A 20,664-nucleotide genomic window follows, 5' to 3' on the forward strand; every position below is an offset into this window, starting at 1 on the left:
CAACGTGCGGCAGTGATTGTAGTGGTGATGTTTCCCCTGCAGGAACTGTTGCAGGGTGCGACTTTTTGTATTGTGTAGTAATGAGTTCGGTCGGCAAACGGTGGGGGTAATCCATGAGTATTCGGTTTTAATCCCTGTGTTGTTAACTTCAGTTGTCAAGGGTGTGTAAGTAAGTGCTTTATGCGTGAAGTGCTTGAATAAGTGATTTGCAATAAAGGCCGGCTTTTTGTTTTGCTCGTTTTGCTATCTACTTTTGGTTCTCTGTAATTGATCAAAGGAAGATCGAATGTCTGAATTAAAAGGTTCTGAAAGTAAAGTTGCTGCGGCGAATAATAATGAGGCCGGTGTTGTTACAGGCAATGTTGAAGTTGATAAAAACCTGCCGCACCGGTTCGGCGATTTTGGCGGGGCATTGTCCTGGCCGATACCCCTGTCTGTCTTGCAAAAGAATAACTTACGGCTCGCTGCCAGCCACTATTTGAATGGTCTTGATGATTTTGGAACTGCGGGCTTTGGTGTGCTGGACTATCTGAACAGCGATTTGCAGCTTTCTGATAAAGCGCTTGGCGATACACCCTCGGCGCTGGAAAAACTTATTACCGGCGCTCGTGGTCAAGCGTTGGGGCTGGCGGTGCAGAATCGCCTGAACGGGATTGCCACGGACGTCAGTGTCAACGAATACGCCATGGCCGGCATCCAGTTGGTCCTGCATCAGGGGGGGCTTGAGGATCCCCAGCGCAATACGGTCGCCGGGTTCGACATCGCCGATCAGAAACATTGGGGCAAACCTGTATCGGCGATATTCAATAATCTGGTTGAGTATCTGGTCAAGGCACACTTGAGCAGCCGGAGAATGGCCCGATTGACCGCAAACCTGTTGCTGGTGTGGAAGGCGCCCGCGCTGCTGATCAGCGACCTTCCCGACCATTTGAAATACGGTAGCGCGGCATGGCTTAACCTGGCTGTTGCCGCGCAGACGATCGAAGCTCAAACACCGGGTAAAGTCGCGTGTATGACCTTCGCCCAGGTCATGAACAGCGCTGAAAGCGCTGCTCAGGCTGATCCGGACGTTACTCTCCAGGCTCAGGCAGCAGCGTTAGTGGACTGGGGGATCGTCAATGGTTCGCTGGAAAAAAGATCCGATGATCTTTACAGCACCACACAACTGGAGGACGTGAAGACACATTTCAATGATCAATTGGCCGACCGGCTCAACGCGTCGATCCTGTTGAGAAGCCAATTCCCCAGTCGCAAGGAAATCGCGCTGACCAAGCTTAAGGAGAGGTTTAAAGGCTACGTACCTTTTGAAGAGAAACTTCTGGATAAAGAACCTATGTCGGGTCGAACCACCGTACCTTCGGGTGGGGGAAAGGGCACGTATTCCTTGTTGGATATCGCCATGACGGAAAGTTCTCGTTACACCCTATGGAGAACGAGCGACAGTCGTCTGCGCCCCCATAGGACGACCATCAACAAACTGCATGACCTTCGCGTGCCGGAAATTTTCCAGGCTGAGTTTGACAGTACTCTCAGCAAACTGAAGGAGGGTGTCCGTCTGACCATAAGACATCTGATATCCGAGTTGCCACTTGAGGACAGAAGGAATCTGGAGTATGGCATCGTCACTTTCTTTCAATCTAAGAATTACAAGTCAGATGGCCATTGGCGCACAAGTCTCCAGTCCACGGACCCGGAACTGATCGTGAAGACCGAACTGGGTGCCGATACACAGTTCTATACAATTGATCTGCACGGCGGAGCCATTAAAAGAAAAGAGTTTACCCGCGAACTTCCTGCAGCAAAGTGGAGCTATCCAGACAGCCCAAGCTTCGTGTACGCCATTGAGTCTTTCGAGTTTTCCGACGGGTTGGTAGGGGTAAAGCGCTGGGTAAAGACAGCAACACTCTCGTTGACGCCCACCAGTTACAGCAGCGTAAGAACCCGAATGATTGCCGATGCTTTTGTTCAACATCTTGATCTGGATAACGAAGCGGTTCTCATAGAAGCCAAAGGCGTGACGACGCTAGAACAGGAACACGCGGTCGCGATGAAGGTGGTTGATTTTGTGCTCAACTTGATCCCGTTCAAGTCAGCTATTACCAACTTTATAAACGGCAAATATGTCGAAGGTGCAATAGATCTGTTCCTGGATGTATTAGGTTTCGTCACCGCTGGCGCAAGTGCTGCCGCGAAGCTGGCGAAGATCGGTGCCAAGACGGCTTCGGCAATTGGCAAGGCGCTCAAGGCTGCAAAAATCATAGGCGCAGTGATCATCGGTGAGCTTAATCCACTGTCTGGAGTGCTGGCAGGAGTGCAGCAGGTGGGTAAGGGGGTCAAGTTCGTTGGGAAGATGGCCGTGCACCAATTGAACAAGATTCGGGGGGCATCGGGTGGGTATGACCTCTTGGTCGCAGCGGGTAAAGAGTTTGGCCCGACGGTGCTGGGGACCTTCAAAGTGGGTGAAAAAAGCATCGATGGCGTGGGGGTTTTGAAAAACGGAAATTGGTATCACTACAATGCCTATATCAATAAGCCATATGGTTTGCCTCATGAGTTTCAGCCAAAGCTTTTCGGCCAGGGACGAATCTTTGGACCCAGCGTCGACAGTGCCCTTTACCACGAGCGTTTTTATAATAATTTGATTAGTGCGCGAAAACCGCAAAATCTTTCCTCCTATCAAAGAGGATTCAATAATGGGCTTTTAGAAGGAATCAGCGATTATAGCCCAAGTCTGGATCTCGATGAGTTATACGAGTTGGCTTCAAATCCCAAGTTGCTTCCGGAACAGATTGGTGCACTAACGAAGGAGATCAAGCGCAAGACTCTGGATAGTTCCTATTATGCTACCAATCTGCTTCTTCAAGACGTGCCGACAAAGTTTACAAAGGTTACCCCGATGTCGCAGGCATATTATATAGCTTATGTTGACTTGGCCTCCAAAGGTGAATGTGCAGGACTCTCCAGCGCCATGGCAGTTGCCATGGCGCAAGGGAAAGAGGATGTTCTCTTGCAAAATCTTTACAAGGCCGCTCACAAACCAGATATTCCTCAAGCCAATAAATTCATCCATGATCTGCGGAACTTTCAGGACAAGGTCAATAAAAAGTCTAATTTTCATTTGAATGCGACCCTGGAAGTGATGACTGTTAATGAAATTGTCAACACACTGCTTTCTTCTCCCCATTCAAAAACGCTGATGCTTAGCACCAAAGATCACGGAATGGTTGCAGGGATTAGAGTGACCGATGGCAATCCTCAATGGTTTTTTTATGATCCAAATTCGGGGCTGGCGAAGCTGGAGTCTATAGCGGCCATGCAGGAAACTTTTGTTAAAGTGCTGGAAAACGGTGCGCTCGCCTCTTCGCACAATACATTTCGAAGTACGCGAGGAGGTCGCGTTTACGAAGTCAGCGAGTTCAATATCAACAATATTGATGCGAGTTACATTGAACGCGTGAAACAACTGTCTTCTGTCGAGTTGCCCGATTTGCCGGATGAGCTGCTCTCGATTCAAGTCATGATTTGAAGACAGGATCCAACTGATCGACGATTGCGGATTCATCGTCATGGCGATGATCATCGACGGCTTCCGTCGCCAGTCGTCGGAAGTGGATTTTCACGAAGCCACCTGAACCGCGCAGAGGTATAAACACGTCCACGCACTTTTGTAGGAGTTGCCGAAGTAACTCCTACACAAGCCTACCAGTCCCAATACGGCGCGCCGGTCATTCACAGTTTTTCCAAAAATGCGCCCGTGATTCAGACTGGCACAATCAACCTTCAGGCCGCCGCCACTTCCTGTGGCTCAAAACTGTCCGCCCGTGCCATCTGCCACATCCGCGAATAGAACTCGCCATTCACTTCTCCGGTCAGCAACTCCCCCGGTTTCAGGAATACATGCAACTGCGAGAACAGCTTGATCTCGGTCGCCGACATACGTCGTACCAAGTGCTTGGCCGACAGTTGCGAGGGGTGATCGAGGCCGGCGGCGGCGAGCATTTCCGCCAGCGCCTTGAGCGTGTTGCGATGGAAGTTGTAGACCCGCTGCGCCTTGTCCGGCACGACCAGCGCGCGTTGGCGCAGAGTGTCCTGAGTCGCAACGCCAGTCGGGCATTTGTTGGTGTGGCAGCTCTGCGACTGGATGCAGCCAATGGCGAACATGAAGCCGCGCGCGGAGTTGGCCCAGTCGGCGCCGATGGCCAGCACGCTGGCGATGTCGAAGGCGCTGACGATTTTGCCGCTGGCGCCGAGTTTGATCTTGTCGCGCAGATTCAAACCGACCAGCGTGTTGTGGACGAACAGCAGCCCTTCGCGCATCGGCACGCCAATGTGGTCAGTGAATTCCACGGGGGCGGCGCCGGTGCCGCCTTCCTTGCCGTCGACGACGATGAAGTCGGGAAGGATGCCGGTTTCCAGCATGGCTTTGGCGATGCCCATGAACTCCCACGGATGGCCGAGGCAGAATTTGAAACCCACCGGTTTGCCGCCAGACAGTTCACGCAGTTGCTGGATGAAATGCATCATCTCGATCGGCGTCGAAAACGCGCTGTGACGTGACGGCGACACGCAGTCTTCGCCCATCATGATGCCGCGGGTTTCAGCGATTTCTTTGGTGACTTTGTGCTTGGGCAGGATCCCGCCGTGGCCCGGTTTGGCGCCTTGGCTCATCTTGATTTCGATCATGCGTACTTGTGGGTTCTGCGCCTGGGTGGCAAAGCGTTCCGGGTCGAATCGGCCGTCGCTGGTGCGGCAACCGAAATAGCCGCTGCCCAGTTCCCAGGTCAGGTCGCCGCCGTGTTCACGGTGATACGGGCTGATGCTGCCTTCGCCGGTGTCGTGGGCGAAGTTGCCAAGCTTCGCCCCTTGGTTCAGTGCGCGGATGGCGTTGGCGCTGAGCGAACCGAAGCTCATCGCCGAGATATTGAACACCGACGCCGAATACGGCTGCGTGCACTGCGGACCACCAACGGTGACACGAAAACTGCTCGGGTCGCTCAATGGCGCCGGACGCATCGAATGGCCGATGAATTCAAAACCGGATTGGTAGACATCGATCAGCGTGCCGAACGGTTTGTCGGCGCTTTCATTTTTTGCCCGCGAGTAGACCAGCGAACGCTGAGCGCGCGAGAAGGGCAGGGCGTCGCTGTCGGACTCCAGCAAATACTGGCGAATCTCCGGGCGGATGCCTTCGACCAGATAACGGATGTTGCCCAGAATCGGGTAGTTGCGGCGCACCGCGTGCGGGCTTTGCAGCAGGTCGAACAGACCGAGCAGGCTTAGCACGCCAGTGACGGCGGTGATCGGCCACAGCCAGTCATGTTCGAGAAAAGGCAGGCTGGCGAGGGTGAACATCACGCAGACGGCAAAGAAGGCGTAGCGGCTCAGGAGGGACAGGCTCATACGGTTTCCTTGGTTCGGACTTTGTAGGGCAGGCAGGGATTCTGCGCCAACGTAGAAACCGTGAACAGCCAGACTTTCTGCCTATTTCGGCGTCAGGCAACAGACTGACGCAGCGGCAACAGCACACGGAACGTAGTGCCAGCCCCGAGTTCGCTGCGCACCGAAATATCCCCGCCGTGTTTTTTCACGATGCCATAGGACAGGGACAAACCCAGCCCTGTCCCTTGCCCCACCGGTTTGGTAGTGAAGAACGGGTCGAAGATTTTCTGCAAGGTTTCGGGCGCAATGCCTGACCCGTTGTCAGCCACTTCGATCCACGCGGTTTCCCCTTGCAGCCCCGTGCGCAGGGTGATGACGCCGCGTTCAGGTCCCATGGCCTGCACGGCATTGACCACCAAATTCATGATCACCTGATTGATCTGCGACGGCAGGCATTCGATGTCCGGCAGATTCTGATATTCCTTGACCACATCGGCCTTGTATTTGAGTTCGCTGGCGACAATGTTCAGGGTCGATTCGATGCCTTGTTGCAGATTGGCCCACTGCCATTGTTGCTGGGTGTCGACCCGGGAGAAATCCTTCAGGTCCTTGACGATCTGGCTGACGCGCCCGATGCCTTCCTTGGATTCTCGGATCAGCACAGGAATATCCTCAAGCAGGAAATCCAGTTCGAGCTCTTTACGCAGTTTTTGCAGTTGCGCGGCGGGTTCGGGTGGCAGCGTTTGCCCGGCGGCCTGATAGGCGTCGAGCATGCTCAGCAGCTGCTGAAAGTACCCGTCAAGCGAACCGAGGTTGGAGGAAATGAAGCCGATCGGGTTGTTGATTTCATGGGCAACCCCTGCTGCCAGTTGTCCGAGCGAGGCAAGCTTTTCGGACTGCACCAACTGACTTTCCAGTTGTTTGCGCTCGTCGATCTCGCGCTGCAAGGCCACGCTGGCCTGCTTGAACTGGGCGGTGCGCTGATCCACCAGATGTTCCAGATGATGCATTTGCAATGACGCGCGTTCGGTCATCTGCCACTTGGTCAGCAGCGTGTTGGCCATTTGCTGGACTTCAATGTTGTCGAAGGGTTTTTTCAGGATCAGCAGACGGTCGTGAGCCTGCAGGCGATCCAGTAACTCGTCCCAGGAATAGTCGGAATACGCCGTACAGACGACCACCTGCAATTGCGGATCCTGCTGCCAAAGGTGTTCGATGGTTTTCGCGCCGTCCCATCCGTCGGGCATGCGCATGTCGACAAACGCCAAGGCGTAGGGACACTGCTCCTGCAGGGCGAGGTTGAGTTTGGCCAGTCCTTCCTCGCCACCGTAAGCGGAGTCGAGCTCGAAATTCGGTCGTTGCGGGCGGACTTGAGCACCAAACAGCGCCGTCTCCATCTCGTCCAGTTCTGCCGAGTGCGCCAGGGGCGGCGTGAGAATCTTGCGAAAGTCTTCGTGAATCGACGGCATGTCGTCGATCAGCAAAATGCGACGGTTCGACAGTTCGCTCATGCGTTCTCCGTTACGGTGATCAGCGGAAGTTGCAAGGTGAACAAGGCCCCCAGCCCTGGTCCGTCGCTATGGGCAGTGAGGTGGCCGTTCATTTCGATCGCCGCCAGCGCGCAACTGTGCAGGCCAAAACCGTGGCCCTCTTTGCGCGTGGTAAAACCGTGAGCAAAGATCCGTGTCATGTTTTCCGGGGCGATGCCTTCACCATCGTCCCGGACGCTGATTTGCAGAAAGGTCTCGTCAACGATTTCCACCCCGAGTGTCATTGTCCGAGGGCGGTTGCTGAGGTCAGTCATGGCGTATTTGGCGTTGCTGATGAGGTTGATCAGAATCAGCAGCAAGCGGTGTTTGTCACCCATCACCTGGGGCACTTCACTGTATTGCCTGACCACGGTTACGTGATGGCGAGTCAGCGCGCCGGCATTCATGCGCAGGGCGTCTTCCAGCAGCTCGTCGATATACAGCGGTTCGGTCATGCTGTTGGCCCCCGCGTAGGACTGCTGGGTGGCGACGATGTCCTTGATGTGGTCGACGCTCTTGTTCATCTGGCCCAGTTCATCGGCCATTTCCTGCTGTTCCTGGGCAATCGCGCTGACCAGTTGATTGAGATAGCCGGGCAGCAATTTGCCCTTGTCGTCCTCACTGAGGAAATGCCCGAGGTCGTTGGGGTGTGCGTTGATCAACTGCATGGCCTTGCCCAGGCCAAGCGCCTTGCTGCTGCGCAGTTTTCGCCCGATCAGCTCGCAGGAGATGTTCACGCTGTTGAGCACGTTGCCGACGTTGTGCAACACGTTGGTCGCGATTTCAGCCATGCCCGCCTGCCGCGCGGCGTCGAGCAGTTCGCTCTGGGCATTCTTGAGTTCCTGGGTGCGTTCTTCGACCCTTTGTTCCAGCACATCGTTGGCATTTTGCAGGGCGTTGTTGACCCGGTGGATCTCGGCGAAGCTGCGGATCAGCCGGACGGCCAGCCACAGCAGCGACAACATCAGCAGCACGGAAAACAGCAGCATGTAGAAGTGGTACTCGCGATCGATTTTTTCGACCCGTTGCTGGTCCAGGTTGAGCATGTGGGTGATGTCGTCCAGGCGTTCGGCCACGGGCACGGCTTCGATGTTTTCCAGCAGTTCGTTGACGATTGGCTGCTCGCGCAAGATCAGCGCGACGTGACTGCTGAGAATCTTCACCGGGGCATGAAATTCTTCCGGCAAGCGTTGCGCGTTCACCGCCAGTTTGTTCAGCCCCACTTCGATGTCGGCGGCCTTGTCGGCAGAGGTGACCTGGGCGAATTCCAGGGCACTGAGCAGCAAGTCGTAGGTGTCGGTGGCGATGTTTTGTACTTGCAGCTTGTCGAGGTCGGACAAGTCCGCCAGTTGCGCCTGGATATCGTCTTCGGCGGTCGGCAGGAAGGCCAGGGAGTTACGCAACAAGGCGTTGTGTGACTTGAACTGCTCCACCAGGCGAGTCTTTTCCTGCATCGCTTTGAGAAAGCCTTCGTGCGCATCGTTCCATTGCCTGGAGTCCTTGCGCCCATGCCCCGACTCCATTGTGGCGAAGCGCTCCCACAACTGGCGCATCTCGATCACCGGAGACACCAGCGGGTCGTAGTTATGGGAAATCGCCACGCGCGCTTTGAGTATCTCGTTTTCCCAACGCGCGTCCTGTTGGGTGATCTGGCGGATCAAGTCGCGCGATTCGATGTACGTGACAGTCTTTTCGGAGCTGGACTTGAGGTAGAGGAACAACAGCGTCGAGGCCAGCAGAATGGCTACCAGCGTGACCAACAGCAGGCTGGTTCTGCGTGACATCTTCTTCATGGCTTGCCCTCCCATTGGCCGGACAGGGTCTTGAGAAACTGGATGATCAGTGTTTTGTCTTCTGCGCTCGGCATGCGCCCCAGTTGATACTGGAACATGACGTCCACGGCCCGTTCGAGGTCGGGGGCTGAACCGTCGTGGAAGTACGGTGCGGTCAGCGCGACATTACGCAGACTAGGCACCTTGAAAACCGCGCGATCAGCTTCGTCGCCGGTGACGTTGAATCGTCCCTGGTCAGCCGCCGTCGGGTTACCGCGATCGGCGATGTAATCACCGAATACGCCGAACTTCTGAAACATGTTGCCGCCGATGTTCACGCCCTGATGGCAGGCGATGCAGCCGTAGTCCTTGAAGCGTTGATAGCCGTACTTTTCTTCGAGGGTGAGGATGTCGGTATCGCCCAAAAGGTATTGATCGAAGCGCGACCCGGGGGATAACAGGGTGCGTTCGTAGGTGGCGAGCGCATTCTGGATATTGGCTTGGGTCACGGCATCCGGGTAGGCGCCGTCGAAGGCTTTGCGGTAGCCGGGATCGTCGGTGATGCGTTGCACGACGGTTTTCCAGTCACCGCCCATTTCGTGGGGGCTGGTGATGACATTGTCGGTTTGCTCCTCCAGCGTCTCGACCCGTCCGTCCCAGAATTGCCGGAAATTGAGGCTGGCGTTGAGCACCGTGGGCGTGTTGAACGCCACCGGTTTGCCATCGAAGCCCAGCGACAGGGCGCGGGTGTCGGCACCGCCCTTGTCCAGTTGGTGGCAACTGGCGCAGGACAACGTGTTGTTCGCCGATAGCCGCGGATCATTGAACAATTGGCGACCGAGCGCGACGCGTTCGCGATTAACGGGAGCCATCTCGGGCAACGGCTTGAGTGGCTGGTTCAATGGCTCGCTGACAGCATTGATACAAACCCCGCAAAACATGAAGGCTAGCGTGTAACGGAAAAGGCTCATTGGAGATTGTCCCCCGTGCTGGTCGGTGGACTGTCGCTGGAGGCCGATGGATCGGCCCAGGGCCCCGGCAGTCCTGCGCTCAGCAGTTGGGCAAATGCCGGTGCCGGCAAGGCTTCGCTGAAGTAGAAACCCTGAGCTTCTTCGCAATGGTGATCCTTGAGATATTGCAGTTGCGCTGCTGTTTCCACGCCTTCGGCGATGACGTTCAGACTCAGGCTCTTGCCCAGGCTGATGATCGCGCCGACCAGCGCGGCATCGCTGCTGTCGCTGCTCAGACCACGAATGAATGACTGATCGATTTTCAGTACATCGATAGGGAAGCGACGCAGGTAGCTGAGGCTTGAATACCCGGTACCGAAGTCATCGATGGCGAGCTTGATCCCCAGTGCTTTCAACCGTTGCAACGCGCTCATGGTCGCGTCGACGTTTTGCATCAGCACACTTTCGGTGATTTCCAGCTCCAGCAGGCAGGGGTCCAGCCCCGTGTCTGCAAGCACCTGTTCGACGCTCTCGACAAAGTGGCGCTGGCGAAAGTCGATGGCCGAGGTGTTGACCGACATGCGGATCGGCGGCAATCCTGCTGCTTGCCATTGCCGCGTCTGGCGGCAGGCTTCGGCCAACACCCATTTGCTCAGCGGGACGATCAGCCCGCTGTCTTCGGCCACTGGAATAAAGTCTGACGGGTAGACCCAGCCATGCCCCGGTTTTTGCCAGCGAACCAGCGCTTCCGCACCGACAATCCGACCGCTCTCCAAGGCGATTTTTGGCTGGTAGTGCAAGACAAATTCATTTCGCTGCAACGCCTGGCGAATACCGGATTCGATACTCTGCTGTTCCCGGGCGCGCGCATTCATCGCCTCGATGAAAAAACCGTAATTGTCCGGTCCGCTGTCCTTGACGTTACGCATGGCCGTTTCAGCTTTCTTGATCAGTTCGGTGGCCTCAAGCCCGTCGTCCGGATAAACGCTTAACCCCATGCTGGCGGTGACGCTGACGTCATGCCCCGCGATCATTTGTGGCGTGCGGATAATGCCCAGCAGTTTTTCGGCGATGCTGCGGGTCTGCTGGGGGTGGTTGATATCGGTGAGAATCACCACGAACTCGTCAGAGCCGTAGCGAAAAACCGAGTCCGATCCGCGCACGCTTTTGAGCAACTGCTGACCCACCCGTTTGAGCATTTCGTCGCCGGCCGGATGCCCCAGCGCATTGTTGATGCGCTTGAAGCGATCCAGACCGAGGAACAGCACCACCAGTTTTTTGTCATGGCGTCGGCAGGCAGCAAGGTGCTGAGTCAGGCGGTCACCGAGCAGGGTGCTGTTGGGCAGACCTGTGAGGCTGTCGTACTGCAACAGATGCGACACCTTGAGCAATTCGTGGACCCGTGCCTCGATAGTCTGTTCGAGGTTGAGCATCTTCAGTGCGGCATCCTGAGCCAGTTGCCATTTCCAGGTCAGGGCGTTGGCCATCTGGCGAATTTCCAGGGCATCGAAAGGTTTTTTCAGGATCAGCAACTGATCGCCGAACTCCAGCCGCTCGGCCATGGCCTCCCAGCTGTAGTCGGTGTAGGCGGTGCATAAGGCGATTTGCAGGTTCGGATCGGCTTGCCACAGTCTTTCGATGGTTTCCAGACCATCCCAGCCGGGCGGCATGCGCATGTCGGTGAAGGCGAGCGCATAGGGGCGCCCTTGCTCCAGAGCCAGTTGAACCAGTTTCAGCGCTTCTTGCCCTTGATAGGCGGAGTCGAGCTGGAAGGCCAGGTGCGATGCCTGTCGGGTGCCGAACAGCGTCTGTTCCAGGCTGTTCAGATCTGCTTCGCCGCTGGTGTCCGGGGTGAGTATCTTGCGAAAGTCAGCGTGAATCGCCGGGGTATCGTCGATGATCAGAATCCGGCGGTTGGTCTGGGCAAAGGGCGTTTTCATCCCTCACTCTCCCTTGTGCCGTTCGACTCGCTGCTGGCGGCCGTGAGCATCCGGACCGCGCGCTCGGGGCTGAGCGCCTCCCGAAAGTAAAGGCCCTGCGCAGCCGGCAGCGGAACGTCGGGTGTTGGAATTAGCGGTTGCCCCGGCTGCTGGCCGCCTTCGGCAATGATGCCGATACCCAGATCCCTGGCGAAATTGATGATCGCCTTCAGCGTGTTGGCCCCGGCCGTGTCCTGAGTCGCGCTGTCCAGAAACGACTGGGCGAGTTTCAGGTGATTGACCCGATAGGTTTTCAGGTAGTCGAACGATGAGTATTCGGTGCCAAAATCATCGATGGCGATTTTCACCCCCAGCTCACTCAATCTCGGCAGCACGTCGTTGTGGGTCCACTTGGTCTGGGCCAGCGTCGCTTCGGTGACGTCAAAACGCAGATCCCAGGGGGCGAGTTCATGGCGTGCGGTGGTGCGCAATACGTCGTAGATAAGCTCGGGGCCACTCTTGAGTTGGGCCAGCGAAATCTTGATCGCCATCACCGGTGGCGCTACCCCGGCGTTGCGCCACTGGCTCATTTGCCGGCAGGCGCGATCCAGCACCCAGCGACCGAGGTGAATGATGGCGCCGGTTATCTCCGCGGCCGGGACAAACGCGCCCGCCTGCAGCAGGCCGCGCTGGGGATGGTTCCAGCAGACCTGCGCTTCCATGCCTAAAATCCTGCCGCTGTGCATGTCGACTTCCGGCGCGTATTTCAACTCCAGTTCATCGCGTTCCAGTGCAATCATCAGCTCATTGACGATGGCCATGCGCTCGGCCACTTCCTGGGTAATCGCCTCAGAGTGGAAGTGATACTGATTGCGCCCCGTGTCCTTGGCGCGGTACAGCGCCATGTCCGCCTGCCCCAGCAGGCTGTCGGCGTCGTGGCAGGCGTCGCTGTAGGTGCTGATGCCGATGCTGGCTGAAATATGCACGGCATTGCCCGCCAGGTGGAACGGCGCCGTCAGCGCATCGAGGATATTGCTGGCCATGGCGGCGGAACGGGTCGGGTCGCTGACGTCCAGTTGCAGAATCGCAAATTCGTCGCCGCCCAGGCGCGCCGTGACGTCGTTTTCGCGCACACTCGATTTGATCCGCCGCGCCACTTCCTGCAATAGCAGATCGCCGATCGGGTGACCGAGGCTGTCGTTGATTCGCTTGAAGTGGTCCAGATCCAGATAAAACACCGCGAATGGCGCTGCGCCCCGACGTGCGCCGGCAAACGCCTGATGCAGACGCTCGATCAGGGTGGCGCGATTGGCCAGCCCGGTGAGACCGTCCGTGCGAGCCAGCAAGGCGAGCTTCTCCTCGGCCACACGGCGCTCGGTGATGTCGAGGATGATGCCTTCGACCTCCAGCAAGCGGCCATCGTGGTCGCGGACCGGAACGTAGCGATTCTCTACCCAGCGCCAGGTGCCTTCTCCGGTGCGCAGGCGAAACTCGATCGAGGCGCCCAATGCGTGTCGATCCAGCACCCGGGCCATGGCGGCATCTACGCCAGCCTGATCGTCGGGATGAATCAGATCCTGCGCCCAGTTTGCCGATGCCACCAGATCGGCGGCCACATGGCCGTATCGCGTGATGTTGTGCGAGATATACATCAATTTGAACGAGGGGTCGCCGCGCAACCGGTAAAGGATCGTCGGGCTGTTCTGCACGATGATATTGGCGTCGGACAGCTCTCGCGTGCGCTCCTGAACGGCCAGTTCGAGTTGCGTCATTTTCAGCGCGGCGTCCTCGGTCATCTGCCATTTGACCGTGAGGGCACTGGCCATCTGGCGGATCTCGATCGCATCGAAGGGTTTTTTCAGAATCAGCAGACCATCGGTCAGTCCCAGCCGCTGATCGATATCTTCCCAGGAATAATCGGTGTAGGCCGTGCACAACGCGACTTGCAGCTTGGGGTCGACCTGCCACAGCCGTTCGATGGTTTCCAGGCCATCCCAGCCCGGCGGCATGCGCATGTCAATGAACGCCATCGCATAAGGGCGTTGAGCGGCCATGGCGGCTTGCAGTTTTTCCAGCGCTTCGCTTCCCTGAAATGCCGAGTCCAGTTCAAAGTGCTCTTTCGGTGCGGTGGCCGGGGTGCCGAACAGCAGGTTTTCAGTTTCCCCGAGGCTGTCGGAGCCTGCATTGCCCGGACTGAGTATTTTCAGATAATCGGCATGAATCGACGCGGTATCGTCGACGATGAGTATGCGGCGGTTGATCGGCCCGGCTTGCGCAATCACGGCGCAACGCCAAATCCAGACTCGCTGTTACTCGGGAGCATCCTTTTCCCCTCCTTGCATGCCCGCACGCAGGCCGTTGGTGTCGTTCGACCTCTTGAGCATAGTTGGCCGCAGGGCACTTCGCTTGCAGGTGTGTAACCAATGTATTGCGTGAGCCCCGCGAAAATCATCTAGCCTTGCCTTCAAGCGCAGGCAAGTCAGGACGTCTGTCGGCGCGCCTGTCAGGTTCACTGTTTCGCTTGAGGCCACCCCATGGAAGAACAATCTGCCCCGATTTCACCGCACCGGCCGAAGGTGTTGCTGGTCGATGACGAGGAGTCGATCCTCAACAGCCTGCGGCGTCTGCTGCGCAGTCAGCCTTACGACGTGCTGCTGGCCACCAGCGGTGCTCAGGCGCTGGAAATGCTGACCCAACAGCCCGTCGACCTGGTGATGAGCGACGCCCGCATGCCCAATATGGACGGCGCGACATTGCTGGCTCGTGTCCATGAACTCTATCCGGCGACCACGCGGATCATGCTCACCGGCTACGCCGATCCAGCGGCGATCATCAAAGCCATCAACGAAGGGCGGATCGATCGCTACATCAGCAAACCCTGGAACGACGAAGAAATGCTCCTGACCTTGCGCCAGGCGCTGGAGCATCAGCATTCGGAGCGTGAACGTCAGCGCCTGGAGCGGTTGGCCCAAGTGCAGAATGATCAGCTCAAACTACTCAACAGCACCCTGGAAAAACACGTCGCCGCGCGTACCGCTGAGTTGCAGCAGACTGCCGACATGCTTGATCTGGCTTACGAGGAACTCAAACACAGTTACGTGACTGGCACCGAAGTGTTCTCGTTGCTGGCCAACCTGCGCCTGCCGCCGGCCAAGCAGACCAATCGGCAGATCATCGAACTGGTGCGCGGCTACTGCAAGATGCACGGCATCGATGAAGCCGGCAGTCGTGACCTGACCATGGCCGCTGCGTTGTACAACATTGGCAAACTGAGCTGGACCGACAACATGATGGTCACCCCCTCGGATCTGCTTCGCCATACCGAGCGCGATCGCTATCGCGGTTATCCGAAACAGAGCGAATCGCTGTTGATGACCCTCGACCCGATGAAGGATGCGGCCCGGTTGATCCTGCATCATCAGGAGCGCTGGGACGGCAGCGGTTTTCCGGATCGGCTCAAGGGCGAGGCGATCCCGTTGGGTTCGCGACTGTTGAAGCTGGCGGTGGACTTCGTCGAATTGCAGCGCGGGCTGATTCTCGAGCGGCAAATGAACAGCGACGAGGCGTTGTTATACCTGCGTCAGTACGCTGGCAAACTTTACGATCCCGAGCTGGTCGAGGACTTCATCAAGGTATGCGCGGCGTTCCTGAGCGACGTGGTCCTCGCCGACCCGGACGTCAAGGTGCTGGGCACCCGCGAGCTGGCGGCGGGCATGATTCTGGCGCGCAACCTGAATGCCGACAACGGCATGTTGCTGCTCAATACCGGCAAGGTTTTGAGCGCACTGCTGGTGGACAAACTGATCAGCTTCGAGGCCATGGAGGGGGCCAAATACAAAGTGTTCGTAAAGGTACCGGAGGAAGTCGAAGGGGCGCTCGAGGCACAGAGGTGATGGCGTAAGAGGTGACGTTGGCGGGGCAGGCATGGGATCCTTGCGGTTTTCTCCAGGCCCGTGGCTGACCCATGACGTGTGCATCCGCCGTTTCACCTCGCATCATCCACATTGCCGCCGCGCTGTTGCTCAACGCCGACGGCCAGACCTTGCTGGTACGCAAACGCGCCACCACGGCGTTCATGCAACCGGGCGGCAAGATCGAAGCCCATGAATTGCCGGTGCAGGCACTGGCCCGTGAGCTGGAAGAAGAGTTGGGGTTGGTGATCGATCCATCGCAGGCGACGTTCCTTGGCCAGTTCTCGGCTCCCGCCGCCAATGAACCGGGATTTGTCGTGCAGGCAGAAATCTTTCAACTGACCATCAATGCCGAAGTCTTCCCGGCAGCTGAAATCGAAGAGGTCATCTGGGTCGATCCGGCCACTGATCCGGCGCTCGAACTGGCGCCATTGACACGCGACCTGATCCTGCCGTTTTATCGAGCCTCGCTGACCCAAATCGCCTGATCATTAACGCAAGGGACGCCCACCATGATCCCGCTTCAAGACCTGCTGATTTTTGCCGCCGCCGCGTTGCTGATGGTCCTCACGCCGGGGCCGAACATGATCTACCTGATCTCGCGTTCGATCTGTCAGGGGCGCAAGGCCGGGTTCACCTCGTTGCTAGGCGTGGTCGCGGGTTTCTTTGTGCATATGTTCGCCGCTGCTGCCGGTTTGACCGCGGTATTCCTCGCGGTGCCGATGGCTTATGAAGTGTTGAAGTGGGCGGGTGCGCTGTACCTGCTGTGGCTGGCCTGGCAGGCGCTGAAACCCGGCGCGCGTTCGCCGTTCGAAGCCCAGCAGTTACCGCCGGATTCGTCGCGCAAACTGATCACCATGGGCTTTCTTACCAGCGCCCTGAACCCGAAAATCGCGGTGTTCTATCTCTCGGTGTTTCCGCAATTCATCAGCCCTGAACACGGCTCGGTGTTCACCCAAAGCATCATCCTCGGCCTGACTCAGATCAGCGTCAGTTTCAGCGTCAATCTGCTGATTGCGCTGTTTGCGGCGGGCATTGCTTCGTGGTTCGTGCGCAACCCGACGTGGCTGGTGATGCAGCGTTATTTCATGGGCCTGGTACTGGGCGGTCTGGCCATTCGCTTGATGCTTGAGCAACGGCGAGCCGCTTGAGATGTGGATCGAAAAGCTGGACGCCAGCCATGCCCTGGCCTATCGGGAACTGATGCTCGAAGCCTACGACCGGCATCCGCAGGCCTTCACCTCCAGCGTGCGTGAACGCGCAGTGATGCCGCTGAGCTGGTGGGAGGCGCGCCTGACCAGCAAGCTCGATGTGGTGCTCGGTGCCTTCGAGGGTGGCACGCTGGCTGGCATTGTCGGTTTGGCATTTGAGCCGCGAGAAAAAGCCCGACACAAGGCCACGCTGTTCGGCATGTATGTGTCGGCGGATTTTCGTCAGCACGGTTTGGGGTTTGAACTGGTGCAAGCGGCGCTGGCCGAGGCGCAGAATCATCCCGAGCTGAAGCTGATCCAGCTCACGGTTACTGCTGGCAATGAAGCTGCGTTCAAGTTGTATGAGCGCTGCGGTTTTATCCAGTTTGGTCTTGAGCCGCTGGCGGTGCGGGTGGGCGAGGATTACTTTGACAAGATCCACATGTGGCGCCAGATCTGAATCCATGCGCAGAACCCTGTAGGAGTGAGCCTGCTCGCGAAAGCGGTGTGTCAGTCGCTCAAATATTGCCTGACCCGACGCCATCGCGAGCAGGCTCGCTCCTACAGGGACTCGTGGTGTTCTCGTATCAGCGCACGGCACTGACCCCATCAAGCGTCGAAAACGATGTGTCCTTGGCCGTCAGCAGAAAATCACGCATGTACGGCGCATCGAGCATGTCGGCGCGGATTCCCGCGTACAGCGTGGCAAACAAGCCTTTCTCGCCCAACCGTTTGCCTTTCACGTAACCGCGTGAGCTGTATTCATGCAGCGCCCAGTGCGGCATGCCGCAGACGCCACGGCCGCTGGCGACCAGTTGCATCATCATCACCGTCAGCTCCGAAGTGCGCACTTGCGCCGGTTCGATGTCGGCCGGTTCAAGAAAGCGGGTGAAGATGTCCAGTCGGTCGCGTTCTACCGGGTAGGTGATCAGCGTTTCAGTCAGCAAATCTTCGGGGACGATGTACGGTTTGCTCGCCAGCGCATGCTGATTGGCCACCGCGAGCATGGCTTCGTAGGTGAACAACGGCACGTAAGTGATGCCGGCGATTTCCAGCGGATCAGAGGTCACCACCAGATCCAGATCGCCACGCGCCAGGGCCGGCAGCGGCGCAAAGGAGAAGCCTGACGCGAGGTCGAGTTCGACCTCCGGCCAGGCATCGCGGAATTGGTCGATGGTCGGCATCAGCCACTGGAAGCAACTGTGGCATTCGATTGCCATGTGCAAACGCCCGGCAGTGCCACCGGCCAAGCGGCTGATGTCGCGCTCGGCGGCGCGCAGCAGTGGCAGGGTCGCGTCGGCCAGTTGCAGCAGGCGCAGGCCGGCGCTGGTGAAGCGCACCGGTTTGGTCTTGCGCACGAACAACTGCATGCCCAGCCGTTCCTCAAGCTCCTTGAACTGGTGCGAGAGTGCCGATTGGGTCAGGTGCAAACGGTCAGCGGCATCGACCAGGCTGTCGGCTTCGCGCAGGGCGTGCAGGGTTTTCAGATGACGGATTTCAAGCACCGGCTGGCTCCATGAGGAAAACTTGTGATCAACACGAAAAGGTTGAGTTTGTCTCATGTTGGTTTGACTGTCGACAATGGCGCCATCTTTTATGCAATGGAGCACACTCGACATGGCCGTGGCCCACACCCTTGGTTTCCCGCGCATCGGCGCCGACCGCGAACTGAAGAAAGCCCTCGAAGCCTATTGGCACGGCGATCTTGATCGGGCTGCCCTGAACCAGGTCGGTCGTGAACTGCGCGCCCGCCACTGGCAATTGCAGAAAGACGCCGGTATCGATCTGCTGCCGGTCGGCGACTTTGCCTGGTATGACCAGGTGCTGACCCACTCGCTGACGTTTGGCGTGATCCCCGAGCGTTTCGACGGCGTGCGCGACGAGCGCGGCCTGCCGAGCCTCGACACCCTGTTCGCCATGGCCCGTGGTGCGTCCGCCAACTGCTGCGGCGCCGAGCACGGCAAGACTCAATATGCGCAAGAACTGACCAAGTGGTTCGACACCAACTACCACTATCTCGTCCCGGAATTCAGCGCTGATCAAACATTCAAGCTGAGCTGGAACCAGTTGTTCGATGAAGTCGAAGAAGCCAAAGCGCTGGGCCACAACGTCAAACCGGTGATCATCGGCCCGCTGACTTATCTGTGGCTGGGCAAGGCCAAAGGCAATGATTTCGACAAGCTGGATTTGCTTGAGCGCTTGCTGCCGCTCTACAACGAAATTCTCGTGCGCCTCGCCGAGCAAGGCGTGGAGTGGGTGCAGATCGACGAACCAATCCTCACCCTCGATCTGCCGCAAGCATGGAAAAGCGCCTTCGAACGCGCTTATCACATCCTCCAGTATTCGCCGCTGAAGAAACTGGTGGCGACGTATTTCAGCGGCCTCGAAGACAATCTGGGTCTGGCCGTGGGTCTGCCGGTGCAGGGGCTGCACATCGACGCGGTGCGCGCGCCGGAGCAACTCGGTCAGGTGCTCGATCGTCTGCCGACCTACAAGATTCTCTCGGTGGGTCTGGTCAATGGTCGCAATGTCTGGCGCTGCGAACTGGAGCAGGCGCTGGCGCAACTGCAACCGGCGCAGGAGCGTTTCGGCGACAACCTGTGGGTCAGCAGTTCCTGCTCGTTGCTGCACAGTCCGGTGGATGTCGAGCGTGAAGACACACTCGATCCGGAACTGAAAAGCTGGCTGGCGTTTGCCGTGCAGAAGTGCAGCGAAATCTCCGTGCTGCGTGATGCGCTGAACGATCCGCAGGCGCCCAAGGTGCAATCTGCACTGTCCGAGAGTCGGGCTATTCAGGCCAGCCGCGCGCAGTCGCCACGTATTCATAAAACCGCAGTGCAGGCGCGGGTCAAGGCGATCAATGCCAGCGACAGTCGCCGTCATTCGCCGTTTGCCAAGCGCATCGCCAGGCAACAGGCGCGTCTGCAATTGCCGACGTTCCCGACCACCACCATCGGCTCGTTCCCGCAGACCGGAGCGATCCGTCTGGCGCGGCAGGCGTTCAAGCAGGGCAAGCTGTCGGCCAACGATTACCACGACGCCATGCGCAGTGAAATCCGCCACGCCGTGCAGATTCAGGAACGCCTCGGGCTGGACGTGCTGGTGCACGGTGAGGCCGAGCGCAACGACATGGTCGAGTACTTCGCCGAGCAACTCGACGGCTACCTGTTCACCCGGTTCGGCTGGGTCCAGAGCTACGGTTCGCGCTGTGTTAAACCGGCGGTGATTTACGGTGACCTGAGTCGTCCGCAAGCGATGACGGTCGACTGGATCAGCTACGCGCAGGGCCTGACCGACAAGGTCATGAAAGGCATGTTGACCGGTCCCGTGACCATGCTGATGTGGTCGTTCCCGCGTGAAGACGTATCGCGCAAGATCCAGGCGCAGCAACTGGCGCTGGCCCTGCGCGATGAAGTGGTTGATCTGGAAAACGCCGGCATCAAGATCGTGCAGATCGACGAAGCCGCTTTCCGCGAAGGCCTGCCGTTACGGCGGGCGCAATGGCAGGAATATCTGGACTGGGCGGTCGAGGCGTTCCGTCTGACGGCGTCTGGCGTGAAGGACGAAACGCAGATTCACACGCACATGTGCTACAGCGAATTCAACGATGTGATCAAGGCGATTGCCGAGATGGACGCCGACGTCATCACCATCGAAACCTCGCGCTCGGACATGGAATTGCTCGACGCCTTTGAGGCGTTCGACTACCCGAACGACATCGGCCCCGGCGTCTATGACATCCACTCGCCACGGGTGCCGGACACTGCCGAGATGTTCAAGTTGATGCGTAAAGCGGTGCAACGGATTCCCGCAGAGCGCCTGTGGGTCAACCCCGACTGCGGTCTGAAAACCCGCGCCTGGCCCGAGACAGAAGCGGCGTTGGTGAACATGGTGGCGGCGGCACGACAGTTGCGCAGTCAACTGGCATAAGCGTCGCCATTTGATCCGGCGCTGCATGAAACCCGTTGTGCCTTGACGCGCAACGGGTTTTTTAATGTCGGTGATATAGGCGTG

General features: G+C 57.9%; 13 protein-coding genes. 6 read left to right on the top strand and 7 right to left on the bottom strand.

Translation table 11 applies throughout. The features are described from left to right. The first annotated feature begins 286 nt into the window (after positions 1-286). Entirely contained in the window at positions 287-3,526 is a 3,240-nt protein-coding gene (locus tag ICA16_RS06255; RefSeq protein WP_210700242.1) for a hypothetical protein, read from the top strand. A 254-nt stretch (positions 3,527-3,780) separates the two neighbouring features. On the opposite strand, the gene ICA16_RS06260 is transcribed toward ICA16_RS06255, so the two are convergent. The 6 genes from ICA16_RS06260 to ICA16_RS06285 all read right to left on the bottom strand — a co-directional run bounded on the left by ICA16_RS06260 (position 3,781) and on the right by ICA16_RS06285 (position 13,831). Beyond that, entirely contained in the window at positions 3,781-5,400 is a 1,620-nt protein-coding gene (locus tag ICA16_RS06260; protein ID WP_210700243.1) for an FMN-binding glutamate synthase family protein, read from the bottom strand. 92 nt (positions 5,401-5,492) lie between these two features. Continuing rightward, the gene (locus ICA16_RS06265; RefSeq protein ID WP_210700244.1) at positions 5,493-6,890 is read right to left on the bottom strand and encodes an ATP-binding protein; all 1,398 of its coding nucleotides are present in this window, start codon (positions 6,888-6,890) and stop codon (positions 5,493-5,495) included. Further along, positions 6,887-8,701 (bottom strand): DAHL domain-containing protein, encoded by a 1,815-nt coding sequence (locus tag ICA16_RS06270; RefSeq protein ID WP_210555012.1) that lies wholly within the window; start codon positions 8,699-8,701, stop codon positions 6,887-6,889. Before ICA16_RS06270 ends, ICA16_RS06265 begins: the two co-directional genes overlap by 4 nt. Beyond that, complete coding sequence (locus tag ICA16_RS06275) at positions 8,698-9,621, bottom strand: cytochrome-c peroxidase (RefSeq protein ID WP_414704734.1); 924 nt, start codon at positions 9,619-9,621, stop codon at positions 8,698-8,700. The genes ICA16_RS06270 and ICA16_RS06275 overlap by 4 nt, the downstream gene beginning before the upstream one ends. A gap of 26 nt (positions 9,622-9,647) precedes the next feature. Further along, on the bottom strand, positions 9,648-11,570 hold the full coding sequence (locus tag ICA16_RS06280) for a putative bifunctional diguanylate cyclase/phosphodiesterase (protein WP_210700246.1): 1,923 nt from the start codon (positions 11,568-11,570) through the stop codon (positions 9,648-9,650). Next, on the bottom strand, positions 11,567-13,831 hold the full coding sequence (locus ICA16_RS06285; RefSeq protein WP_210700247.1) for a GGDEF/EAL domain-containing response regulator: 2,265 nt from the start codon (positions 13,829-13,831) through the stop codon (positions 11,567-11,569). The genes ICA16_RS06280 and ICA16_RS06285 overlap by 4 nt, the downstream gene beginning before the upstream one ends. A 252-nt stretch (positions 13,832-14,083) precedes the next feature. Here ICA16_RS06285 and nosR point away from each other — a divergent pair, with 252 nt between their 5' ends. From nosR to ICA16_RS06305, 4 genes are all read left to right on the top strand, one after another. Beyond that, positions 14,084-15,442: a response regulator c-di-GMP phosphodiesterase, NosR family gene (gene nosR, locus ICA16_RS06290; protein ID WP_210555016.1), complete on the top strand. Its 1,359-nt coding sequence runs from the start codon at positions 14,084-14,086 to the stop codon at positions 15,440-15,442. 71 nt (positions 15,443-15,513) lie between these two features. Continuing rightward, positions 15,514-15,948: an NUDIX hydrolase gene (locus ICA16_RS06295; protein ID WP_210700248.1), complete on the top strand. Its 435-nt coding sequence runs from the start codon at positions 15,514-15,516 to the stop codon at positions 15,946-15,948. Positions 15,949-15,972: 24 nt separating this feature from the next. Further along, a complete protein-coding gene (locus tag ICA16_RS06300; RefSeq protein WP_210555018.1) occupies positions 15,973-16,611 on the top strand; it encodes a LysE family translocator in 639 nt (212 codons plus the stop codon). Between the two features lies 1 nt (position 16,612). After that, positions 16,613-17,110, top strand: coding sequence for a GNAT family N-acetyltransferase (locus ICA16_RS06305; protein ID WP_150601747.1), 498 nt, complete (start codon positions 16,613-16,615; stop codon positions 17,108-17,110). 127 nt (positions 17,111-17,237) lie between these two features. Here the strand turns inward: ICA16_RS06305 and metR are convergent, their stop codons facing one another. Beyond that, positions 17,238-18,155 carry a transcriptional regulator MetR gene (metR, locus tag ICA16_RS06310; protein WP_150601746.1) on the bottom strand — a complete coding sequence of 306 codons (918 nt, stop codon included), beginning with the start codon at positions 18,153-18,155 and terminating at the stop codon, positions 17,238-17,240. A gap of 112 nt (positions 18,156-18,267) precedes the next feature. Between metR and metE the strand changes: the two genes are divergently transcribed. Next, on the top strand, positions 18,268-20,580 hold the full coding sequence (metE, locus tag ICA16_RS06315; protein ID WP_210700453.1) for a 5-methyltetrahydropteroyltriglutamate--homocysteine S-methyltransferase: 2,313 nt from the start codon (positions 18,268-18,270) through the stop codon (positions 20,578-20,580). Positions 20,581-20,664: the final 84 nt, after the last annotated feature.

The sequence above is a fragment of the Pseudomonas anatoliensis genome, assembly GCF_017976235.1.
Taxonomy (GTDB): domain Bacteria; phylum Pseudomonadota; class Gammaproteobacteria; order Pseudomonadales; family Pseudomonadaceae; genus Aquipseudomonas; species Aquipseudomonas anatoliensis.

What these genes read in the sequence shown, in the direction of transcription:
- ICA16_RS06255 (WP_210700242.1), top strand. Translation starts at nt 287, where the DNA reads ATGTCTGAATTAAAAGGTTCTGAAAGTAAAGTTGCTGCGGCGAATAAT.
- ICA16_RS06260 (WP_210700243.1), bottom strand. Translation starts at nt 5,400, where the DNA reads ATGAGCCTGTCCCTCCTGAGCCGCTACGCCTTCTTTGCCGTCTGCGTG.
- ICA16_RS06265 (WP_210700244.1), bottom strand. Translation starts at nt 6,890, where the DNA reads ATGAGCGAACTGTCGAACCGTCGCATTTTGCTGATCGACGACATGCCG.
- ICA16_RS06270 (WP_210555012.1), bottom strand. Translation starts at nt 8,701, where the DNA reads ATGAAGAAGATGTCACGCAGAACCAGCCTGCTGTTGGTCACGCTGGTA.
- ICA16_RS06275 (WP_414704734.1), bottom strand. Translation starts at nt 9,621, where the DNA reads ATGTTTTGCGGGGTTTGTATCAATGCTGTCAGCGAGCCATTGAACCAG.
- ICA16_RS06280 (WP_210700246.1), bottom strand. Translation starts at nt 11,570, where the DNA reads ATGAAAACGCCCTTTGCCCAGACCAACCGCCGGATTCTGATCATCGAC.
- nosR (WP_210555016.1), top strand. Translation starts at nt 14,084, where the DNA reads ATGGAAGAACAATCTGCCCCGATTTCACCGCACCGGCCGAAGGTGTTG.
- ICA16_RS06295 (WP_210700248.1), top strand. Translation starts at nt 15,514, where the DNA reads ATGACGTGTGCATCCGCCGTTTCACCTCGCATCATCCACATTGCCGCC.
- ICA16_RS06300 (WP_210555018.1), top strand. Translation starts at nt 15,973, where the DNA reads ATGATCCCGCTTCAAGACCTGCTGATTTTTGCCGCCGCCGCGTTGCTG.
- ICA16_RS06305 (WP_150601747.1), top strand. Translation starts at nt 16,613, where the DNA reads ATGTGGATCGAAAAGCTGGACGCCAGCCATGCCCTGGCCTATCGGGAA.
- metE (WP_210700453.1), top strand. Translation starts at nt 18,268, where the DNA reads ATGGCCGTGGCCCACACCCTTGGTTTCCCGCGCATCGGCGCCGACCGC.